The sequence below is a fragment of the Vulcanococcus sp. Clear-D1 genome, assembly GCF_014654725.1.
In the GTDB taxonomy this organism is placed as follows: Bacteria; Cyanobacteriota; Cyanobacteriia; order PCC-6307; family Cyanobiaceae; genus Vulcanococcus.
Map to the genome: position 1 here is coordinate 1 of NZ_JACVZV010000006.1, position 16115 is coordinate 16115.

Here is a 16115-nt window from a genome sequence, read left to right on the forward strand (position 1 = left end):
CAATGGCGCGACGACAACCAGAGCTGAACCCGTGATCAGACTTTGAATCGGCCCTAGCCGCCCAGTGAGGAGGCCCAGGATCGCCATCAACAGCAGCAACCACTGCGAATAACGGACACCTCGACGCTTGCGGCCTTCCGGTAGAGCCTGCATGAACGCGATCCGATCAGCAGTGGCAGCGGGGTCGGCCAACAGACGAGAGCAGTCCCAACGAAATCGGCACCAGCATGGCCGCGCCAGCTGCCTTGTGCCTGACTTTCGGTCGGCCCTGAGGAGTACCAGATGCCGCTGGTCGCGAACAGGGCAGTGTTGACGGAGAAAGGCGATCAGTTCAGCATGCAGCTAGGCACGGGATGCCACTGGGACTTGGATTGGTTTCGCAGCCCCACGCTTTCATGGCTACCGGCCCACCCAATCAGATGAAATCCGCTCTGTTGCAACGGGTCTCGGGCTTGTGCCACTCAGCCAGGTGGCGGGGCTTTCAGCAAACTCTTAGTAGGCACCCCTGGGATGTACAGCGGGCTTCTAGAACCACCCAAAGGATTGCACCCGAATCAGCTTGCTGAATCTTTTGAGACCAAAGACTGTTCTTTACTATCATCTTAGCCGCCGCGACTGACACAATTAAGGATGCAAGTCAATCAGACCACCCTAGCCATACCGAAATTCTGAACGGCAGACGCTCATGAAATCTGCATTCAAGTCGATCGAGTGACAGCAGCAATGCCAATTCGGCAGCTACGTTGATAACGGGATCCAACAAATCAGGATACTCCAACCACACCAAAGCGTTGGCCAACGATAGGTTCGATTCGAACTTCAGCCGCGCTTCGAAGCCAAAGATAAACCGACGATACTTTTCGCTAAGCCATGGCAATCCTGTTGAAGCATGTTCGATCAGCAGCTCTCAGGCCTGAAATCTCGCTTGGATTATCACAGTCGATCAAACAAGAAAGCTCGCAATTTTCAGGGCCTTGAGACATAAGTTAAACTATTCTCACCAGTCCTCTGAAGCCTCGGAGGATCAAGCAGATCACGAAGAACCCGCTGTGACTTAGCGAGATAGTCATCAAATTTTATGGGATCCAGCTGGGACAGCAACTGGACGGTACATACGCGGCTTTGCTCAAGTTTCACGCTTCCGATAGAGCCATCAAGACCTGGTCAATTTCACAGATCGGGAAGTGGTTGCTCGCCTCGAGGGTGACACGAGCACTATACCGCAGGCGCTGACTATTGCCTCATAATAAGGCGCCTGGCTGAGCAGATCCGTAGTGCGGCGCATGATCCGCACCACATCACCCTCATCCAGCGAGGTGCTGGCGATTCAGACTAGGCCGATAGACCAGCTAAATCCGAAGAATCGACTGCATAGCCCTTGCTAATAGCGAAATCAGCAACAGCTTTAACGTTGACAGCTTCCTTGAGTTGCTTGAGCTCAGGCTTAACGTGAAGATCTTGCCGGAATCTCAGAAGCTCTTCCTCGGACACAATCTGATTTCAGCGACAATTTGGCGTATATATTGACCCAACCAACCAAGCAGGTCAAGCCCGGCACCTCAGCCAGCTCGCCGCAGCCATGCTTCCGCTTTAAGCGGCAAACGCTCCTGGAATCTGTTTTCAAGCCGATCTAGTATCTGCCGAAAGGTCAATTGGGCAGCTGGCCTGACCACCGCGTCGAGAACACCTGGAAACTCTATCCACACCAAAGCTTTGGCCGATAAACCTTTCGATTCAGCTTTAAGTCGTGCCTCGAGACCAAAGCTGAAATTGCGATATGTATCACCAAGCCCAGGCAGGCCTTTTGAGCGATGTTCAATCTGGAGCTCTCCATCCTTGAATCTCGTCTGAATCGCCACCTTCGGCTGAATAATAAAACCAGCAATCGTCAGCGGCCTTGACCCATAGGTAAAAGTCTCCGAACCGGCTCTCTTAAGCCGCTGCGGATCAAGCAATCCACGCAAAACCCGTACCGGTTTAGAGAGATAGTCCTCAAGTTGTACCGCATCCCGTAGGGAATCCAGCTGGACTGTACATACGCGACTTTGCTCAAGTTTCACGATTGTGATGGAGCCATCAAGACCTGGTCAATTTCACACACCGGGAAGCGGTTGATCGCCTTGAGGGCAGCGCGGGCGTGATCGCGCAGGCGCTGGCTGATCGCCTCGCAATAGGGCACCTGGGCGAGCAGATCCACGGTGCGGCGCATGATCCGCACCACATCACCCTCATCCAGCGAGGTGTTGGCGATCAGGTCGTTCCAGCTCACGCCCTTGGCCCAGGCGTACACCAGGCCCATCAGCTCCGGCTCGAACCACAACGGCATCACCACCGAGGCCCGCTCCTGCTGGCGCTGCAGCTCGCGGCGGATGCCGCGCAGATCGTGCAGAGCCTCCTCGGATGCCGGCGACGGCGGGAAACCACTCCACAGATCTGGACGGTTCACCTCCGTGGAGATCGCTTCAAACACCGCTGCCAGATCCGCCGGCTCCAACTCATCGAGGTGACCGCTCATCAGCGCCAGCCCCAACCAGAGCTCGTTATCGCCCCGCAGGACCCCCACGGTGCGGCCGATCTCCGTGGGTTCAAGCCCCTCCTCACCGGCCAGGCAGCCGAAATGGCGCAGGATCTCGATCAACGCCAGGACGGTTTCCCAATGGCGATTGGCGCGGAAGTGCAGGATGCGCTGCCGCTCCTCGATCTCCGCCTCCAACTCTTCGATGCGGAAACGCTGCTTGCGCAGCTTCTTGCGATCGCCGGCGCGGTGGGCTGGATGCAGCTCCAGGGCCAGCTCCAGCTCCCGCACCAGATGGACCTGGGCTTGCACCTCGCCCGCCAGGTCGTACTGCGGAGTGGTCATGTCGTGGCGGCGGGCCATGTGGGCCACCGCCAGGGCCAAGCCGCCGCTGGCCTGATCGCCATGGCGCAGCTCACCGGCGCGGTGCAGCTCCGGCGCCGCAATCTCCTTCACCTGGAGGCAGCTGAGCTCGGCGTGCAGGCTCACCACCGCCGTGCAGGGCACCAACACCCACACGTTCTCGTCGGTGAGGCAGAGCAGCAGCGGGAACTGGCCCGGGCCCTCCACCTTCTCCACGATCACCGCCGGCGTGACCCGCCCCCGCAGCACCGGCGCCTTCAGGCTCACCAAGGCGCCTTCACTGGCGAAGCGGAGCGCCAGGGTGAGTTCATGGGCGAGGGTTTCCTCGGCCTGCTGCTGCAGGATCCGAAGCAGCCGCCGCTCCTCCCGCAGCCGGCCGCGCTGCTTCTCGTAGTCCTCGAAGTCGTCCCAGGCCACCTCCACCGCCTCTTCACTGAGATGGCTGAGCTGCGCACGCAGTTCGGCGATCCGCGCTTCGTCGTCAGCTAGATCGAGCGTGGCCAGATAGCGCCCAAAGCTGCGTTCCACCAGCTCACGCGCCTTGGTGAGGTCGTAGCGCTGCAGCAGGTTGAGCACCATGCCGTAGCTGGGGGTGAACTGGCTCACCAGCGGATCGGCGGGAGCCGTAGCCAGCTGCCCCGCTTCGCGCACCCCTTCAAAGCGGCTCTGCACCGTCACCACATAGCCCTGGGTATCGAGGCCGCGGCGGCCGGCCCGGCCAGCCATCTGCAGAAACTCACTGCCCATCAGGGGCCGATGCCCCCGCTCCGTGCGCTTGGAGAGCGCTGAGATCACGGTGCTGCGGGCCGGCATGTTGATGCCCGCCGCCAGGGTTTCGGTGGCGAATACCACCTTCACCAACCCCTGCTGGAACAACTCCTCAATCAGCTCCTTCCAGGCGGGCAGCACCCCGGCGTGGTGGGCGGCGATACCTCGTAGCAGGGCCTCATCGTGGCCGCCATCGCGCACGGCTTCCGGGGTAGCCGCCACAAACGCTTCGAGCCGCGCCCGGATGCGGGCCTGCTCCTCCGGCGTCACCAGGCACACCTTGCCCAGATCGCGCACCGCTTTATCGCAACCGCGGCGGCTGAAGATGAAATAGATCGCGGGGAGCATCTCCCGCTCGGCCATCTGGGCCACCACAAACCCGAGCGGCGGCGCCTCGGGCTGCGGGGGCTTCGGGGTTTTCGGCCCCTTGCGCTTATTGCCCTTGGGGGCGCGCCAGACCTTGCAGTTGGGGTGCAGGTCGGTGCCCTCGTCGTTGAGCAGCGGATGCAGCCCCTTGGCACTGCAGAAGCTGAACTGCAGCGGCACCGGCCGGTAATCGCTCATCACCAAGGTGGTGGGGCCGTGCACCCGCTCAATCCAGTCGGTGAGCTGCCCGGCATTGGCCACCGTGGCCGAAAGAGCCACCAACTGCACCACCGGCGGGCAGTGAATGATCGATTCTTCCCAGACAGTGCCCCGCTGGGAATCATTCATGTAGTGGCACTCATCGAGTACCACAGCTTCCACATCTTCGAGGGGGTCGTCGCCCTGATCCGCTTCCGCATAGAGCATGTTGCGGAAGATCTCGGTGGTCATCACCACGATCGAGGCCTCACGGTTCACCGTGAGATCGCCTGTCATCAAGCCCACCCGCTCGGCGCCGAACTGCTCGCGGAAATCGCGCAGTTTCTGGTTGGAAAGAGCCTTGAGGGGGGTTGTGTAAAACACCTTGCGCCCATGGGCCAGGGCGCGGTGAATGGCGTATTCGCCCACCAGGGTTTTGCCCGAGCCGGTGGGGGCGCTCACCACCACCGAGTGCCCTTGATTCAAGGCATCGATCGCTTCCATCTGGAAGCCGTCGAGCGGGAAGGGGAAGAGCTCACCCAGCGGCGGCACAACACCGGATGCGGCGCCGGAAGTCGACGCGGCGTCGGAGGCCTGGGTGCTGCTTGCCATTAGCAGATCCTATGGGCACCCGCTCAGCGGGCAGACTGAGGGCACCACAGCGCAGCAGCGGGCTTGGTCGAGGCTCACGCCACCAGCTCAGAGATGTCCTGGCGTGCGCCTCTTGCGGACGATCTTGAGCAGCTACCCGCCGACCGGCGCCGCCAACCGCGCAGCTGGCAGCCAGCCGGAAGCGCTGGCCTGCAGAGCACAGCCCCAGGCAGCCCGCCCCTGCTGGATCTGGCCAGCAACGATTACCTGGGCCTGGCCGCGCACCCCGCCCTGGTGGAGGCCGCCAGCCAGGCGATGCACAGGGAGGGCGTGGGCGCCGGGGCCTCACGGTTGGTGAGCGGTGGGCGCAGCGTGCATGAGCAGCTGGAAACCGCACTAGCCGCCTGGCTGGGGCGGGAGCGGGTGATGCTCTTCCCCAGCGGCTTTCAGGCCAACCTGGCGGCGGTGCAGGCCCTGGCCGATCGCCACACCCTGGTGTTGGCCGATCGGCTGATGCATCACTCGCTGCTCGTGGGCATTCGCGCCAGCGGCGCGCGGCTGCAGCGCTTCGCCCACAACCAGCTCGATGCGCTGGAGCAGCGCCTGCTTCAGGCACGCCGCGATCAGCCCCAGCGCCGGCTGCTGGTGATCAGCGAAAGCCTGTTCTCGATGGAGGGCACCTCCCCCGATCCGGCCCGCCTCAGTGCGCTGTGCCAGCGCTACAACGCCGCCCTGCTGCTGGATGAAGCCCATGCCCTGGGTGTGCTGGGCCCCGGCGGCCGCGGCCTGGGCTACGGCCTGGCGGGCGTCAGCCTGATCAGCGGCACCTTCGGCAAAGCCTTCGGCAGCGGCGGAGCCTTTCTGGCGGGCGAGGCGCTGGTGGGGGAATGGCTGCTGCAGCACTCAGGCCCGTACCGCTACACCACAGCCCTCGCCCCGCCCCTGGCGGCGGCAGCTCTGGCGGCCCTGACACAGATCAACAAACACCCTGAACGCGCCAGCCAACTGCTGGAGCGCGCCGAGCGCTGGCGCAACCGGTTGGAGGCGGCTGGATGGCCGCGGCCATCTGGGCAAGGCCCGATCCTGCCGCTGCTGGTGGGCGACAACCAGCGCGCCCTGGCGCTGCAACAGCAGCTGGAGCAAGCCGGGCTGCTCAGCGTGGCGATCCGCCCCCCAACGGTGCCGGCGGGCACAGCCAGGCTGCGGCTGGTGCTGCGCCACGATCTGCCCCCAGGCAGCCTGGCGCTACTGATCAGCGCACTGGGATCACCATGAGCCAGGCGGCCTGGACGACCCAGCTGATCGCCCTCCATGGCTGGGCAGGCGACAGCCGCGCCTGGCAGCCCTGGGCCGAGCTCGCTGAGGCCCGCGGCTGGCGGTTCAGCGCCGCTGAACGCGGCTACGGGGGTCTGCCCCCCCAGCAACCCCGCTGGGATCCCCAGGCCCAGCAGCGCGTGGTGATCGGCCATTCCATGGGCCCTCACCTGCTTCCAGCTCAGGTGTGGCAGCAAGCGACAACGGCGGTTTGGCTGGCCAGCTTCGCGGCCTTCGTACCCCCAGGGCGGCAAGGGCGCAGCATCCGCGCGGCCCTCCAGGCCATGGGTCAACGGATCGCTTCCGGCGACACTACCGCGCTGCTCAGGGATTTCTTCCGAGAAGCGGCAGCACCCTTTCCTCCTTCGGCCTTGCCGCTGGGGCCCCTGGAGCACGGCATCACGACCACTGGGCGCCAACGACTGCTGGACGATCTGGAGCGGCTTGAGCACAGCGCAGGACTGCCGGCTGGCTACCCAGAGGGGGCCAAAGCCTTGATCGTGGAAGCGGCCGACGACCGGATCGTGCACCCAGTCAGCTGCGCCGCCCTGCGTGAGCAGCTGCCACAGGCCCAGGTGTGGAACCTTGAACCAGCTGGGCACTGCTTGCTCGATCCCACGCTGGCGGAACGGGTGCTGGATTGGATCGCCGATGAACAGCCCTGAACCGCCATTCAGCATCACGGTGGAGCGCTGTTTCAGCCTCGGCGCCAGCACCTACCAACGCAGCGCCAGCCTCCAGGCCGCCGTGGCCGCTCGGCTGGCCCGCCTGGCACGGCCTCTGGCCAGTTCGCTGCCGCCAGGGCCGCGCGCCGATCTGGGCGCCGGGAGTGGCCTGCTGGCCCGTGCCATCGAATCCAAGCTGGGCGGGCCCTCGCTGCTGCGCCTCGATGCCTGTGCGGCCCTGCTGCAGCAGGAGCAGCCACCGGAGCACGGACTGCAACGCCTGTGGGACCTCAACCAAGGCCTGCCGGTGGAGCTGGACGGAGCCTCGCTGCTGGCCTCAAGCTTCGCGTTGCAGTGGCTGGAGCAGCCTGAGCAGGAGTTAAGCCGCTGGCGCGACGCCCTCCGCCCCGGCGGTGCCCTGCTGCTGGCGGTGCCCTGCCGCGGCAGCTTCCGGATCTGGCATCAGGCGGCAGACGCGGCTGGGGTGCCCTGCACAGCCCTACCCCTGCCGGATGCCCAGGGGCTGATGCAGCTCGCCGCCAGCGCTCTGCAGCTGCGCCACTGCCAGCTGCTGCGCTTCAGCCGCCCCAACCCCAGCGCCAGGGCCTTCCTGCATCAGATCAAAGCGATTGGCGCCCAGGCGAGCCCTGCCGCCCGCCTGCAGCCGGGTGAGCTGCGGCGGCTGATCCACCACTGGCCCGGCCCGGAGCACGCCATCGTGTGGCACGTGCTGGTTTTGGTGGGGCAAAAACGATGACCAACCGCCTGGTGGTGTGCGGCACCGACACCGAGGTGGGCAAAACCGTGGTGAGCGCCCTGCTGGTGCAGGGCCTCGGGGCCCACTACTGGAAGCCGGTGCAGTGCGGCCTCGAGGATGGCGAAGGCGATCGCGACCGGGTGCAGCGCTGGCTGGAGCTGCCGGCTGAGCGGATCATCCCGGAGGCCTACCGGCTGACGGCGCCTGTTTCCCCCCACTGGGCCAGCGCCCTGGAGAGCGGTGATCCCGCGCAGCCCAGTGCCCCGATCGATCCCGATCGGCTGCAGCTGCCGCCCCATCAGGGCCCCTTGGTGGTGGAAACCGCGGGTGGCTTGCTGGTGCCCCTGCGGCTGGATCTGCTGCAGATCGAGCAGATCCAGCGTTGGCAGCTCCCGGTGCTGCTGGTGGCCCGCAGCGGCCTGGGCACCCTCAACCACACGCTGCTGTCTCTGGAGGCCCTACGGCAGCGGCAGATCCCGGTGGTGGGTGTGCTGCTCAATGGCCCGGCCCATCCCAACAACCTCAGCACCCTCGAGCAGCTGGGGGGCGTACCGATGCTCGGCTGTCTCTCCCCCCTGGAGGCGATCAACCCCACCAGCCTGGGTGAGCAATGGCAGCAGCTGGAGCTCTCCCATAAGCTCCAGGCATGACACGCCCCGGTGCATGAAACGCTCCCACGTTGCAATCAGCGCCGCTGTTGCCGCCCTTTGCGCGGGCATCCTCGTGCTGTTTACCGACATCGAAGTGTCGATGGTGCGCTGGTTCAGCTGCGGCCCCTTCGCCACCCAGGGTGAAGACCAGAGCGACGTGTGCAAACGCAAGCTCTGAGGGTCGCTAGGCCTGGCCGGGTCTGGGGCTTGGCGAAGCTGATTAGTGCAAGCGGCGCGCCTTGATCGGGCAGTGACCGCTGAGCACTGCCAGATTGTTTTCAGCCAGCGCCAGAGGCCATCCCTGCCGCAACTGATCATGGATCTGCTCGATCTGCAGCGCATTCCAGCCCCGGGCCTCGAGCTGCACACGCACGCTCTGCCACTGCCCTTCGGCAAACACCTCCGTGAGGCTCCAGGCGCGGCCGGCCTGGGGAGCGGCGAGCTGCTCCGGCTGCAGGAAGCGGTTCGAGACCTGCGGATGGCGGTGGGAGGTGCTGTCCATCAGGCCCCTCGATCGTCTTCCCATGCTGGCGGCGATCGGCGCTCCTGTCAGGAGGGCATCAGGGTCCGGCGAGAATGGCCGCTTCCACATCGGCGCGGCTGAAGCCATAAGGAAAGTGGCGCTCCACCGGCACCTCAGCGGCTTGCCAGCGGATGCTCAACTCCTCCACGTCCAGCTCGATCTGAGCGCTCCAGCCGCCCAGCTCCAGATCCCAGAGGCAGGAATGGGGCCCGTGTTGCACGGCGCCCAGATCCCTCAGCCACTGCTCAAGCGCCGGCAGCGGATGGTTGTACAGCGGCGCCTGAGGGGGCGGCAGGGACGACATCCGCAGCAGTGAAGGGCAAAGTCTGAGCAGTCTGCTCGTCCCCCGGCCACCAGCTGGGCTCGCGCAACAACTCGGTGCCACGGGCCCAGGCCAGGCCGACCCCCAGCACCAGGCTGAACGCCACCGCCAGCCCCAGCAGCAACAAGGCGAACCATTCACCGCCGGAGAGCGCCCGCCGCACCGGTACCGGCTGGGGGACGGCCAGGCGCACCGGCTTTACCGGAGGTGATGCGGGCTGCAGGCTGTGGTCGTACACCCGTCGACGCTCAGGATCGCTCAGGGTGAAGTAGGCCAGCTGCAGTTGGCGGAAGGCCTCCGCGGCTTGGCCTGCCGGTAGCTCAGTGGTGTCGGGGTGGTAGCGCTTGCTCAACCGGCGAAAGGCCTGGCGCAGCTCCTGCGGCGACGCATCCTGGGCGATCTGCAGCAGCTCGTAGTGATTGGCAGCTGCCACCAGCGGGGCACCGGGTGTGGGGGATCCTAGAGAGCAGGAGACAACGCCGCCCGAGGGAATGCCCGCTGCCACACCCGACACCGCCCTCTGGCAGGAGCTGGGCTGGCAGCCGAGCCCAGAGCAGTTGCAGCAGTTGCTGCAACTGCAGGAGGAACTGCGCAGCTGGAACAGCCGCGTGAACCTCACCCGCCTGGTGGAGGGCGACGACTTCTGGATCGCCCAGGTGTTCGACAGCCTCTGGCCGCTGCGGCAGCTGCTCAACGAGCAAGCCGAGGCGCCGCTGCGCTGCATCGATGTGGGAACGGGCGGGGGCTTTCCGGGGCTGGCGGTGGCGATTGCCCTGCCGCAAGCGCAGCTCACCCTGGTGGATTCGGTGGGGCGCAAAACTCAGGCCGTGCAGGCGATGGCCTCGGCCCTGGGGTTGGCTGAACGGGTGCACTTGCGCTGCGAGCGGGTGGAACTCACCGGCCGCCATGGCCACTGCCGCGGCCAGTTCGATCTGGCCATGGCGCGCGCCGTGGCGGCCGCACCGGTGGTGGCGGAATATTTGGTGCCCCTGCTGAAGCCCGGGGGGCAGGCCCTGCTCTACCGGGGCCAGTGGACGGCCACCGACCAACGCGACCTGGAGCGCGCCTTACAGCTGCTGAAGGCAGAGCTCGTGCGCAGCGAGCAGCGGGAGCTGCCCGCCGGCCGGGGCCAGCGCACCGCCCTGTTCGTGGCCACCAACGCCCCCTGCCCCAAGGGCTATCCCCGCGCCGTGGGGATCCCCAGCAAGTTCCCGCTCGGCCAGAGCGGCGAGGCGCATTGAACCGGATTCAGCTGGCCATCAGCCGCCGAACGGCCGTGCCGCCCACCCGTTGGCGCAGATCCCTGAGCAGCTGCGGGATCTGATCAGCCCAGGGGCTGGCGACCAGCACCTGCTTCAGCTCCGCTTCGCTCACGGTTTGATCCAGGGCATCGGCATTGGCACCTGGGAACCAGTGACTACCGGCCCCCAGCAAGCCGTAGCGGGCTTTCGCATAGACCTCCAGGTCCCAGGCCTCCACCAGGTTGTGCAACCAAAGCAGGGTGGGGAGGTTGATCTGCCCCGGGGTGTCCTGCCAGGCGGGCAAACCCTGCTGCCAGCTGGCCAACCAGGCATCGCCCAGCACCTCGCGGCGCACCTGCTCCAGCCGGGCCACGATCGGGGGCAACACCTGCGCCGCTTGGGGCAGCAGCTGCACCGCCTGCAGATGCAACTCCAGATCCTCCGGCCGCGCCGCACCCACGCTGATGGTGTGAATGCCGGGAGCGCTGAGGCAGAACAGGTCGTTGAACACGATCGGATGCAACGGCGCGCACAGCTCACGCAGCAGCGGTGATGGCGTGTGCAGGTGACCGCCTTTATCGGTGGGGCTGATCACGAACACGCCCATGTCCTGGGCGATCGCCGCTTCAATCGCCGGGCGATTGTCCTGGCGAATGAAATACCAATGGAGATTGACGTAATCAAAAGCGCCGCTGTTGATCGCCTCCACGATCAGCGGCAGCGGGCCATGGGTGGAGAAGCCCACCGATCCCACGCGGCCCTCCGCCTGCCAGCGCCGCACCACCTCCAGGCAGCCCCCGGGCCGCAGCGTCTGCTCGAGATGCTCCGGCAGGTTGAGGCCATGAATGGCCAGCAAATCAACCCGCTGCACCCCCAGCCGCTCAAAGCTCAGGCGCAGTTCGGCCTCAAAAGCCGCAGGATCAGACTGGGGCGGCACCTTGGTTTGGAGGATGCGGCCGGGATCGGGCACCTGGGGCAGCAACCAGCCCAGTTGGCGCTCGGAGCTGCCGTAGTGCCGCGCGGTTTCCACATGCCGAAATCCTGCTGACACCGCCGCCTCCAGGGTGGCGCGCAGGTTGTCCTGGCTCTCGGCGCTGATCTGATCCGCCGGCAGATCGTTCCAGCTCTGCTGAAAGCGCATGCCTCCAAGGGAGAGCACGGGCATCGGCAGCTCCGTGCGGCCGAAGCGGCGAACCGGGAGCATCAGGCGTGGGCGCGGGGCAGGGTGCGCCGCGGCCGCGAGGGTGTGGGCAGCCCCAGCGGCTGCAACTCCTGATGGCGGGTCTGCTCCTCGAGGGCCGGGAGCTCCTCGTAGCTCACCCAATGAATGCAATCCACCGGGCAAGTGTCGATCGCCTCCTGGATCCGCTCGGTGCTGTCGCCGTCCTGGCGGATGGCCCGGGAACGCCCCCAGTCTTCCTCCACCAGGAAGGTGTTCGCCGCCACATGGGTGCAGTAGCGGCAGCCGATGCACACCGCTTCATCCACCCATACGGCCTTCTGGCGCAGGGCACCACCGAGCACAGGCTCGCGGCCTGAAACAATCGCCGCCGGCGTTGCAGCGGCTGCAAAGGCAACCGCAGGATCGACGCTCACTCCCAGCGGGTGACCACCAGCTCGATCGAGCCATCGGCAGCCTGGCGCTGCTCGCTCACCTGGAAGCCTTCAGCGCTGGAAGCCGAAAGGATGCTGCGCAGGGCGTAACGCTGGGTGAGTTTGGCGAGAAAACGCTCCACAGGAATGGGCTGACGCCAGAGGTCGAGGTCGGTCACCAGCTCATAGCTGCCGCTGGCTTCGCTCCAGCGGAAGCCGATATCACCGCCTTCTTCACCGAGCACCGCCAGATCCGCTTGCACGGTCTGACCGCGATAACCACGCACTGGGCGCTGACCTTCACTGGGGGCGTGCCCGAGGTCGCGCAGGGCGTCGATCAGGGCTGCGCGATCACGCAATTCCGTTTTAACGGTGCTGAAGTGCGACATCAGGAGACCGGCGAAGAAAGGGTCTGGGTCTGCTCGGGCGTCACCGCGGCATTGGAGGCCTGGAAAGCCTCAGAGGTGGCCTGGCGCTGCTGAACGCTGCCAAGCCGGGCCTCGATCCGCTCGGTGAGCTGCTCGCAACCACTGCCCGTGATGCCTTCCACCAGCTCTTCAACCCGGCCGTCAGGTCGGATCCGAAAGCGGATGGTTTGCTGAGCCATTCCCGGGCAGGGGCGTGGGTCTGCGGATGCTAGCCGCGTTGCCCAGAAGCTGGCGGCCCCGTGCAACAGAACTGGGACTCAGCTCAACAGCCCCTCATCGACCAGCGTCTGCAGCCGCTCAAGCACCAGCGGATCCTCGAGCTGCTCCAGCGCAAGGCGGGCTTCATCGCGCACCGCCAGATCCGCGTCGTGGAGCATGGCGCCCAGCAGCGACTCCACCACCTCCAGCTGGCGCGGCTCCACCAGATCGCCATAGAGGCGCCCGAGCGACCAGGCGCTGTTGCTGCGCACCGCCGCCTCACTATCGATGCGAAGGGCCTGCAGCAACTGACCAGCCGCCTGATCGGCTTTCGCCAGTCCGGTGGAACCGGCATCGGCCAGGGAGCTGGCCGCCCAGAGGCGCACGGCCGCGATATCGGTTTGCAGCGCGCGGATCAACGGGTTCATCACCGGCGCATCCGGGTAGCTGCTCAGGCTCCAGGCCACCGCCTTGCGCACATAGCCGTTGCTGTCGTTCTGGAGCAGGGCCAGCAGCGGGGTCACCGCCTGCAGATCCGGGTTACGGCCCAGGGCATACACCGCGCTCATGCGCAGGATCGGGCAGCTGGCCTCCAGCAAAGGCACCAGCAGAGCCGGGGCACGGGGGTCGCGATGTTCACAAAAGATGCGCAGACCCTGCATGCGTTCTTCATGGCCGCCGCGCAGCAGTTCCAGGCCGAGATCACATTCCGCCGCCACATCCGCCAGCGCAACGGCGGGATCGTCGAGTTCGTCGAGCGGATCGCCTAACAGCTCTTCGGCCAGTTCCCGCGCGAGCAGTTCCGGATCCAGCGCCAAATCAGCCGGACTCTGAGAAAACTCGGGAAACGGACCTGTCATGCCGGGGATCGTAAGGGCCGGGCCCGTCGTGATCGGCTCAGCTGATGGGGGCCGGGGCGAGCATGTCGCCCGGCAGCCAGATGCGCGCGCTCACCGCAAACAGGGCCAGGCCGAAGAGCAGCACGATCGCCGCCGGTAACAGGGTGGAACGCAAGAACTGCACAGATCCAAGCCGATGTGCAGTCATTCTCCTCGCCGAAAGACACCCCTAAGGTGCCGCCCATCTGCAGAACGCCGCATGGGTGCGTCGGATTCAGCGCTGGCACCATCCCGCGGCACCATCCGGCGGCTGATTGCCGTGAGTGCTGAAGGGGTGGCCAGCGGCGCCCCCCTGATGGTGGGCAGCCGGTTGCTGCAGGGGTGGCTCGCCGCCAGCGGGGTTCCCCTCGCACTGATCGGCCTGATCCCCCTGGCGGAGCTCCCTTACACCCTCAAGCTGTTCTGGGCGCCACTGCTGGATCGCTGGCCGATCCCGTGGCCGGATCGGCGGCGGGGCTGGCTCCTGCTGATGCAACTGCTGCTGGTAGCCGTGATCGCCGCCATGGCTCTGCTGCGGCCGAGCAGCAACCCCACTCAACTCACCGCCGTTGGCCTGGCGGCGCTGGTGCTGGCGATCTGCAGCGCCACCCAGGACATCGCCGTGGATGCCTACCGCACCGATCTGCTGCCGGAGGCCGAGCGGGGCGCTGGCGCCGCGGCGGCAGCCCTCGGCTATCGCGCCGCCATGCTCAGCGTTGGAGCCGGCGGATTCCTGCTGGCGGATCGGTTCGGCTGGCCCGCAGCGTTTCTCAGTGCCGGAGCCCTGGTGGCCGCGATGGTGCCGTTCACGCTCAGCGCTCCGAAGCTGCCTCCGCTGGAACACGCCGTCACCAGCCTGCGGCAGGCGGTGCTCGGACCTGCGCGGGAGTTTGTCCGTCGTGCCGGACCCAACCGCACCTGGCAGCTGCTACTGCTCGTGTTGCTCTACCGCTGGCCGGATGGATTGCTGAATGCGATGGCCATCCCCTTCCTCAAGCTGCAGGGGTTCAGCGAAGCGGATATCGGGCTGGTGCAGGGGGGCTGGGCGATCGGCGCCACCATGCTCGGCACCGTGATCGGCGGCAGCCTGTTCGCCTGGCTGGGCATGAACCGCTCGCTCTGGCTGTTCGCCATCAGTGGTGTGATCGGCAACCTCAGCTACTGGGCCCTGGCGCGCTTCGGCGGCGGCGTGAGCGGCCTGATCACCGCGGTGAGCCTGGAGAACATCAGCGGCGGAATGGTGGGCGCCGTATTCGTTGCCTTGCTGATGAGCCTGTGCAACCCGCGCTTCTCCGCCACCCAGTACGCCCTGCTGTCTGGGATTTATGCCTTGAGCCGCTCGATCCTGGCGGCCCCGGCCGGTGTGGTGGCGGAACGGGCGGGCTGGCCTGGCTTCTTTCTGTTCACCGTGGCGGCGGCATTGCCGGCGTTCCTGCTCCTCTGGCGCATCGCCCCCTGGGGCGAACAGGAAGCACGGGGAGCCTTCGACCCCAGCCGCGATCCCACCTAACGGGCCAGCACCGGCTCCAGGCTGCCTTCGAGGCGGCGGCGCAACTGACCGCAGGCGGCATCGGCATCGAGCCCGCGGCTGGCGCGCACGCTCACGGCCACATGCCGATCTTGCAAAGCCCGGCGGAAGCCATCCACTGCCGCGGGGGTGGGGCGCTGGAACTCCTCCTCGGCGATCGGGTTGTAAGGGATCAGGTTCACATGGCTCTGGAAACCGCGCAGCAGCTGGGCCAGCGCAGCGGCGTGGCGGGGCTGGTCGTTCAAACCACCGAGCAGGATGTATTCGAAGCTCACCCGCCGGCCGGTGATCGCCACGTAGCGGCGGCAATCCTCAAGCAGATCCTCGATCGGATAGGCGTGGGCGGTGGGGATCAGCTCTTCGCGCAGACGCTGATCGGGGGCATGCAGGCTCACCGCCAAGGTGAACTGAGCCCGGCCCAACCGCTCAAGGGCGAGCTCCGCCAGGCGCGGCAGGGTGCGCGGCACCCCCACCGTGCTCACCGTGATCTGGCGCTGGGCCATGCCCAGATCGGTGCAGAGGCAGTCGATCGCCGCCAGCACCGCCTCGATGTTGAGCAGCGGTTCTCCCATGCCCATGAACACCACGTGGCTGGGGCGCTGCTCCATCACCTCGCGCACGCTCAGCACCTGATCCACGATCTCGTGCACCGCGAGTGAGCGCTGCAACCCACCCTTACCGGTGGCGCAGAACCGACAGGCCATCGGACAGCCCACCTGGGAGCTCACGCACACCGTGAGCCGGCCTTCAGCCGGAATCCCCACGGTTTCAATGCTCAAGCCGTCGTGGGTGCCGAGCAGCAGCTTGGTGGTGCCGTCGCGAGCCACGCTGCGGTGCAGCTCTCGGGAGCGACCCATCCAATCGAAGGCGCCCTCCGGTGGCTGGGCCGCCAACTGCTCCCGAAACCCCTTCGGCAACACCGACACCTCCGCCAGCTGGCGCGCACCTTTGGCGTAAAGCCAATCGTGCAATTGCCGGCCGCGGAAGGCAGCTTGTCCGTGCTCCTGGGCCCAGGCCTCAAGCGCCTTCAGCCCGAGTCCGAGCAGGGGCTGGCTCACCAAACCAGCAGACCATGGCCGAGCTGAGCTTCCACCACCAGCAAGGCGATGAAGCCCAGCATCGCCATCCGGCCATTCAGCCGCTCGGTGTGGGTGTGGAAGCCGTAGCGGGGTAGACGCCGCTGGGGCACGAGCGTGGGCTGAATCATGGCCGGAGGT

At 66.2% G+C, this 16115-nt stretch carries 21 protein-coding genes; 7 read left to right on the forward strand and 14 right to left on the reverse strand.

Annotated elements, in window-relative coordinates; genetic code table 11:
* The 4 genes from H9532_RS01855 to H9532_RS01865 all read right to left on the reverse strand — a co-directional run.
* A partial coding sequence (locus H9532_RS01855; protein WP_296365250.1) for a hypothetical protein occupies positions 1–192 on the reverse strand: 192 nt, incomplete at its 3' end.
* 961 nt (positions 193–1153) lie between these two features.
* Positions 1154–1327: a hypothetical protein gene (locus H9532_RS15980; RefSeq protein ID WP_366664504.1), complete on the reverse strand. Its 174-nt coding sequence runs from the start codon at positions 1325–1327 to the stop codon at positions 1154–1156.
* A gap of 232 nt (positions 1328–1559) precedes the next feature.
* Positions 1560–2060, reverse strand: a complete 501-nt coding sequence (locus H9532_RS01860; RefSeq protein ID WP_296365253.1) for a DUF1997 domain-containing protein — start codon at positions 2058–2060, stop codon at positions 1560–1562.
* Positions 2057–4714, reverse strand: a complete 2658-nt coding sequence (locus H9532_RS01865) for a DEAD/DEAH box helicase (RefSeq protein ID WP_296365446.1) — start codon at positions 4712–4714, stop codon at positions 2057–2059. The genes H9532_RS01860 and H9532_RS01865 overlap by 4 nt, the downstream gene beginning before the upstream one ends.
* A 201-nt stretch (positions 4715–4915) precedes the next feature.
* Here H9532_RS01865 and H9532_RS01870 point away from each other — a divergent pair, with 201 nt between their 5' ends.
* Genes H9532_RS01870 through H9532_RS01890 form a run of 5 tightly spaced genes read left to right on the forward strand, consistent with a single transcriptional unit; the run spans position 4916 to position 8365 of the window.
* A complete protein-coding gene (locus H9532_RS01870; protein ID WP_296365255.1) occupies positions 4916–6076 on the forward strand; it encodes an aminotransferase class I/II-fold pyridoxal phosphate-dependent enzyme in 1161 nt (386 codons plus the stop codon).
* Positions 6073–6780 (forward strand): alpha/beta fold hydrolase, encoded by a 708-nt coding sequence (locus tag H9532_RS01875; protein WP_296365256.1) that lies wholly within the window; start codon positions 6073–6075, stop codon positions 6778–6780. Before H9532_RS01870 ends, H9532_RS01875 begins: the two co-directional genes overlap by 4 nt.
* A complete protein-coding gene (locus tag H9532_RS01880; protein WP_296365259.1) occupies positions 6767–7537 on the forward strand; it encodes a methyltransferase domain-containing protein in 771 nt (256 codons plus the stop codon). The genes H9532_RS01875 and H9532_RS01880 overlap by 14 nt, the downstream gene beginning before the upstream one ends.
* Positions 7534–8187 carry a dethiobiotin synthase gene (gene bioD / locus H9532_RS01885; protein WP_296365261.1) on the forward strand — a complete coding sequence of 218 codons (654 nt, stop codon included), beginning with the start codon at positions 7534–7536 and terminating at the stop codon, positions 8185–8187. The genes H9532_RS01880 and bioD overlap by 4 nt, the downstream gene beginning before the upstream one ends.
* A 13-nt stretch (positions 8188–8200) precedes the next feature.
* Positions 8201–8365, forward strand: a complete 165-nt coding sequence (locus tag H9532_RS01890) for a hypothetical protein (protein WP_296365262.1) — start codon at positions 8201–8203, stop codon at positions 8363–8365.
* Between the two features lie 42 nt (positions 8366–8407).
* Here H9532_RS01890 and H9532_RS01895 read toward each other — a convergent pair whose 3' ends face one another.
* Genes H9532_RS01895 through H9532_RS01905 form a run of 3 tightly spaced genes read right to left on the reverse strand, consistent with a single transcriptional unit; the run spans position 8408 to position 9465 of the window.
* The gene (locus H9532_RS01895; protein WP_296365264.1) at positions 8408–8689 is read right to left on the reverse strand and encodes a hypothetical protein; all 282 of its coding nucleotides are present in this window, start codon (positions 8687–8689) and stop codon (positions 8408–8410) included.
* Positions 8690–8747: 58 nt separating this feature from the next.
* A complete protein-coding gene (locus tag H9532_RS01900) occupies positions 8748–9014 on the reverse strand; it encodes a DUF3143 domain-containing protein (protein ID WP_296365267.1) in 267 nt (88 codons plus the stop codon).
* Complete coding sequence (locus tag H9532_RS01905; protein ID WP_296365269.1) at positions 8956–9465, reverse strand: J domain-containing protein; 510 nt, start codon at positions 9463–9465, stop codon at positions 8956–8958. Before H9532_RS01905 ends, H9532_RS01900 begins: the two co-directional genes overlap by 59 nt.
* A 58-nt stretch (positions 9466–9523) precedes the next feature.
* On the opposite strand from H9532_RS01905, the gene rsmG reads away from it, so the two are divergent.
* The gene (rsmG, locus tag H9532_RS01910) at positions 9524–10273 is read left to right on the forward strand and encodes a 16S rRNA (guanine(527)-N(7))-methyltransferase RsmG (RefSeq protein ID WP_296365271.1); all 750 of its coding nucleotides are present in this window, start codon (positions 9524–9526) and stop codon (positions 10271–10273) included.
* Between the two features lie 7 nt (positions 10274–10280).
* Here rsmG and H9532_RS01915 read toward each other — a convergent pair whose 3' ends face one another.
* The 5 genes from H9532_RS01915 to H9532_RS01935 form a co-directional block, all read right to left on the reverse strand.
* On the reverse strand, positions 10281–11477 hold the full coding sequence (locus tag H9532_RS01915; protein ID WP_296365276.1) for an aldo/keto reductase: 1197 nt from the start codon (positions 11475–11477) through the stop codon (positions 10281–10283).
* Positions 11477–11869, reverse strand: a complete 393-nt coding sequence (locus tag H9532_RS01920; protein ID WP_296365278.1) for a ferredoxin — start codon at positions 11867–11869, stop codon at positions 11477–11479. The genes H9532_RS01915 and H9532_RS01920 overlap by 1 nt, the downstream gene beginning before the upstream one ends.
* A complete protein-coding gene (locus H9532_RS01925; RefSeq protein ID WP_296365280.1) occupies positions 11866–12255 on the reverse strand; it encodes a DUF1257 domain-containing protein in 390 nt (129 codons plus the stop codon). Before H9532_RS01925 ends, H9532_RS01920 begins: the two co-directional genes overlap by 4 nt.
* Positions 12255–12473 (reverse strand): DUF2997 domain-containing protein, encoded by a 219-nt coding sequence (locus H9532_RS01930; protein WP_296365282.1) that lies wholly within the window; start codon positions 12471–12473, stop codon positions 12255–12257. The genes H9532_RS01925 and H9532_RS01930 overlap by 1 nt, the downstream gene beginning before the upstream one ends.
* Before the next feature lie 78 nt (positions 12474–12551).
* Positions 12552–13352, reverse strand: a complete 801-nt coding sequence (locus tag H9532_RS01935) for a HEAT repeat domain-containing protein (protein ID WP_296365284.1) — start codon at positions 13350–13352, stop codon at positions 12552–12554.
* 238 nt (positions 13353–13590) lie between these two features.
* On the opposite strand from H9532_RS01935, the gene H9532_RS01940 reads away from it, so the two are divergent.
* Positions 13591–14880: an MFS transporter gene (locus tag H9532_RS01940; RefSeq protein WP_296365286.1), complete on the forward strand. Its 1290-nt coding sequence runs from the start codon at positions 13591–13593 to the stop codon at positions 14878–14880.
* On the opposite strand, the gene rlmN is transcribed toward H9532_RS01940, so the two are convergent.
* The gene (gene rlmN, locus H9532_RS01945; RefSeq protein WP_296365288.1) at positions 14877–15956 is read right to left on the reverse strand and encodes a 23S rRNA (adenine(2503)-C(2))-methyltransferase RlmN; all 1080 of its coding nucleotides are present in this window, start codon (positions 15954–15956) and stop codon (positions 14877–14879) included. The genes H9532_RS01940 and rlmN overlap by 4 nt on opposite strands.
* Positions 15953–16105, reverse strand: coding sequence for a chlorophyll a/b-binding protein (locus tag H9532_RS01950; RefSeq protein WP_296365290.1), 153 nt, complete (start codon positions 16103–16105; stop codon positions 15953–15955). Before H9532_RS01950 ends, rlmN begins: the two co-directional genes overlap by 4 nt.
* Between the last annotated feature and the right edge of the window lie 10 nt (positions 16106–16115).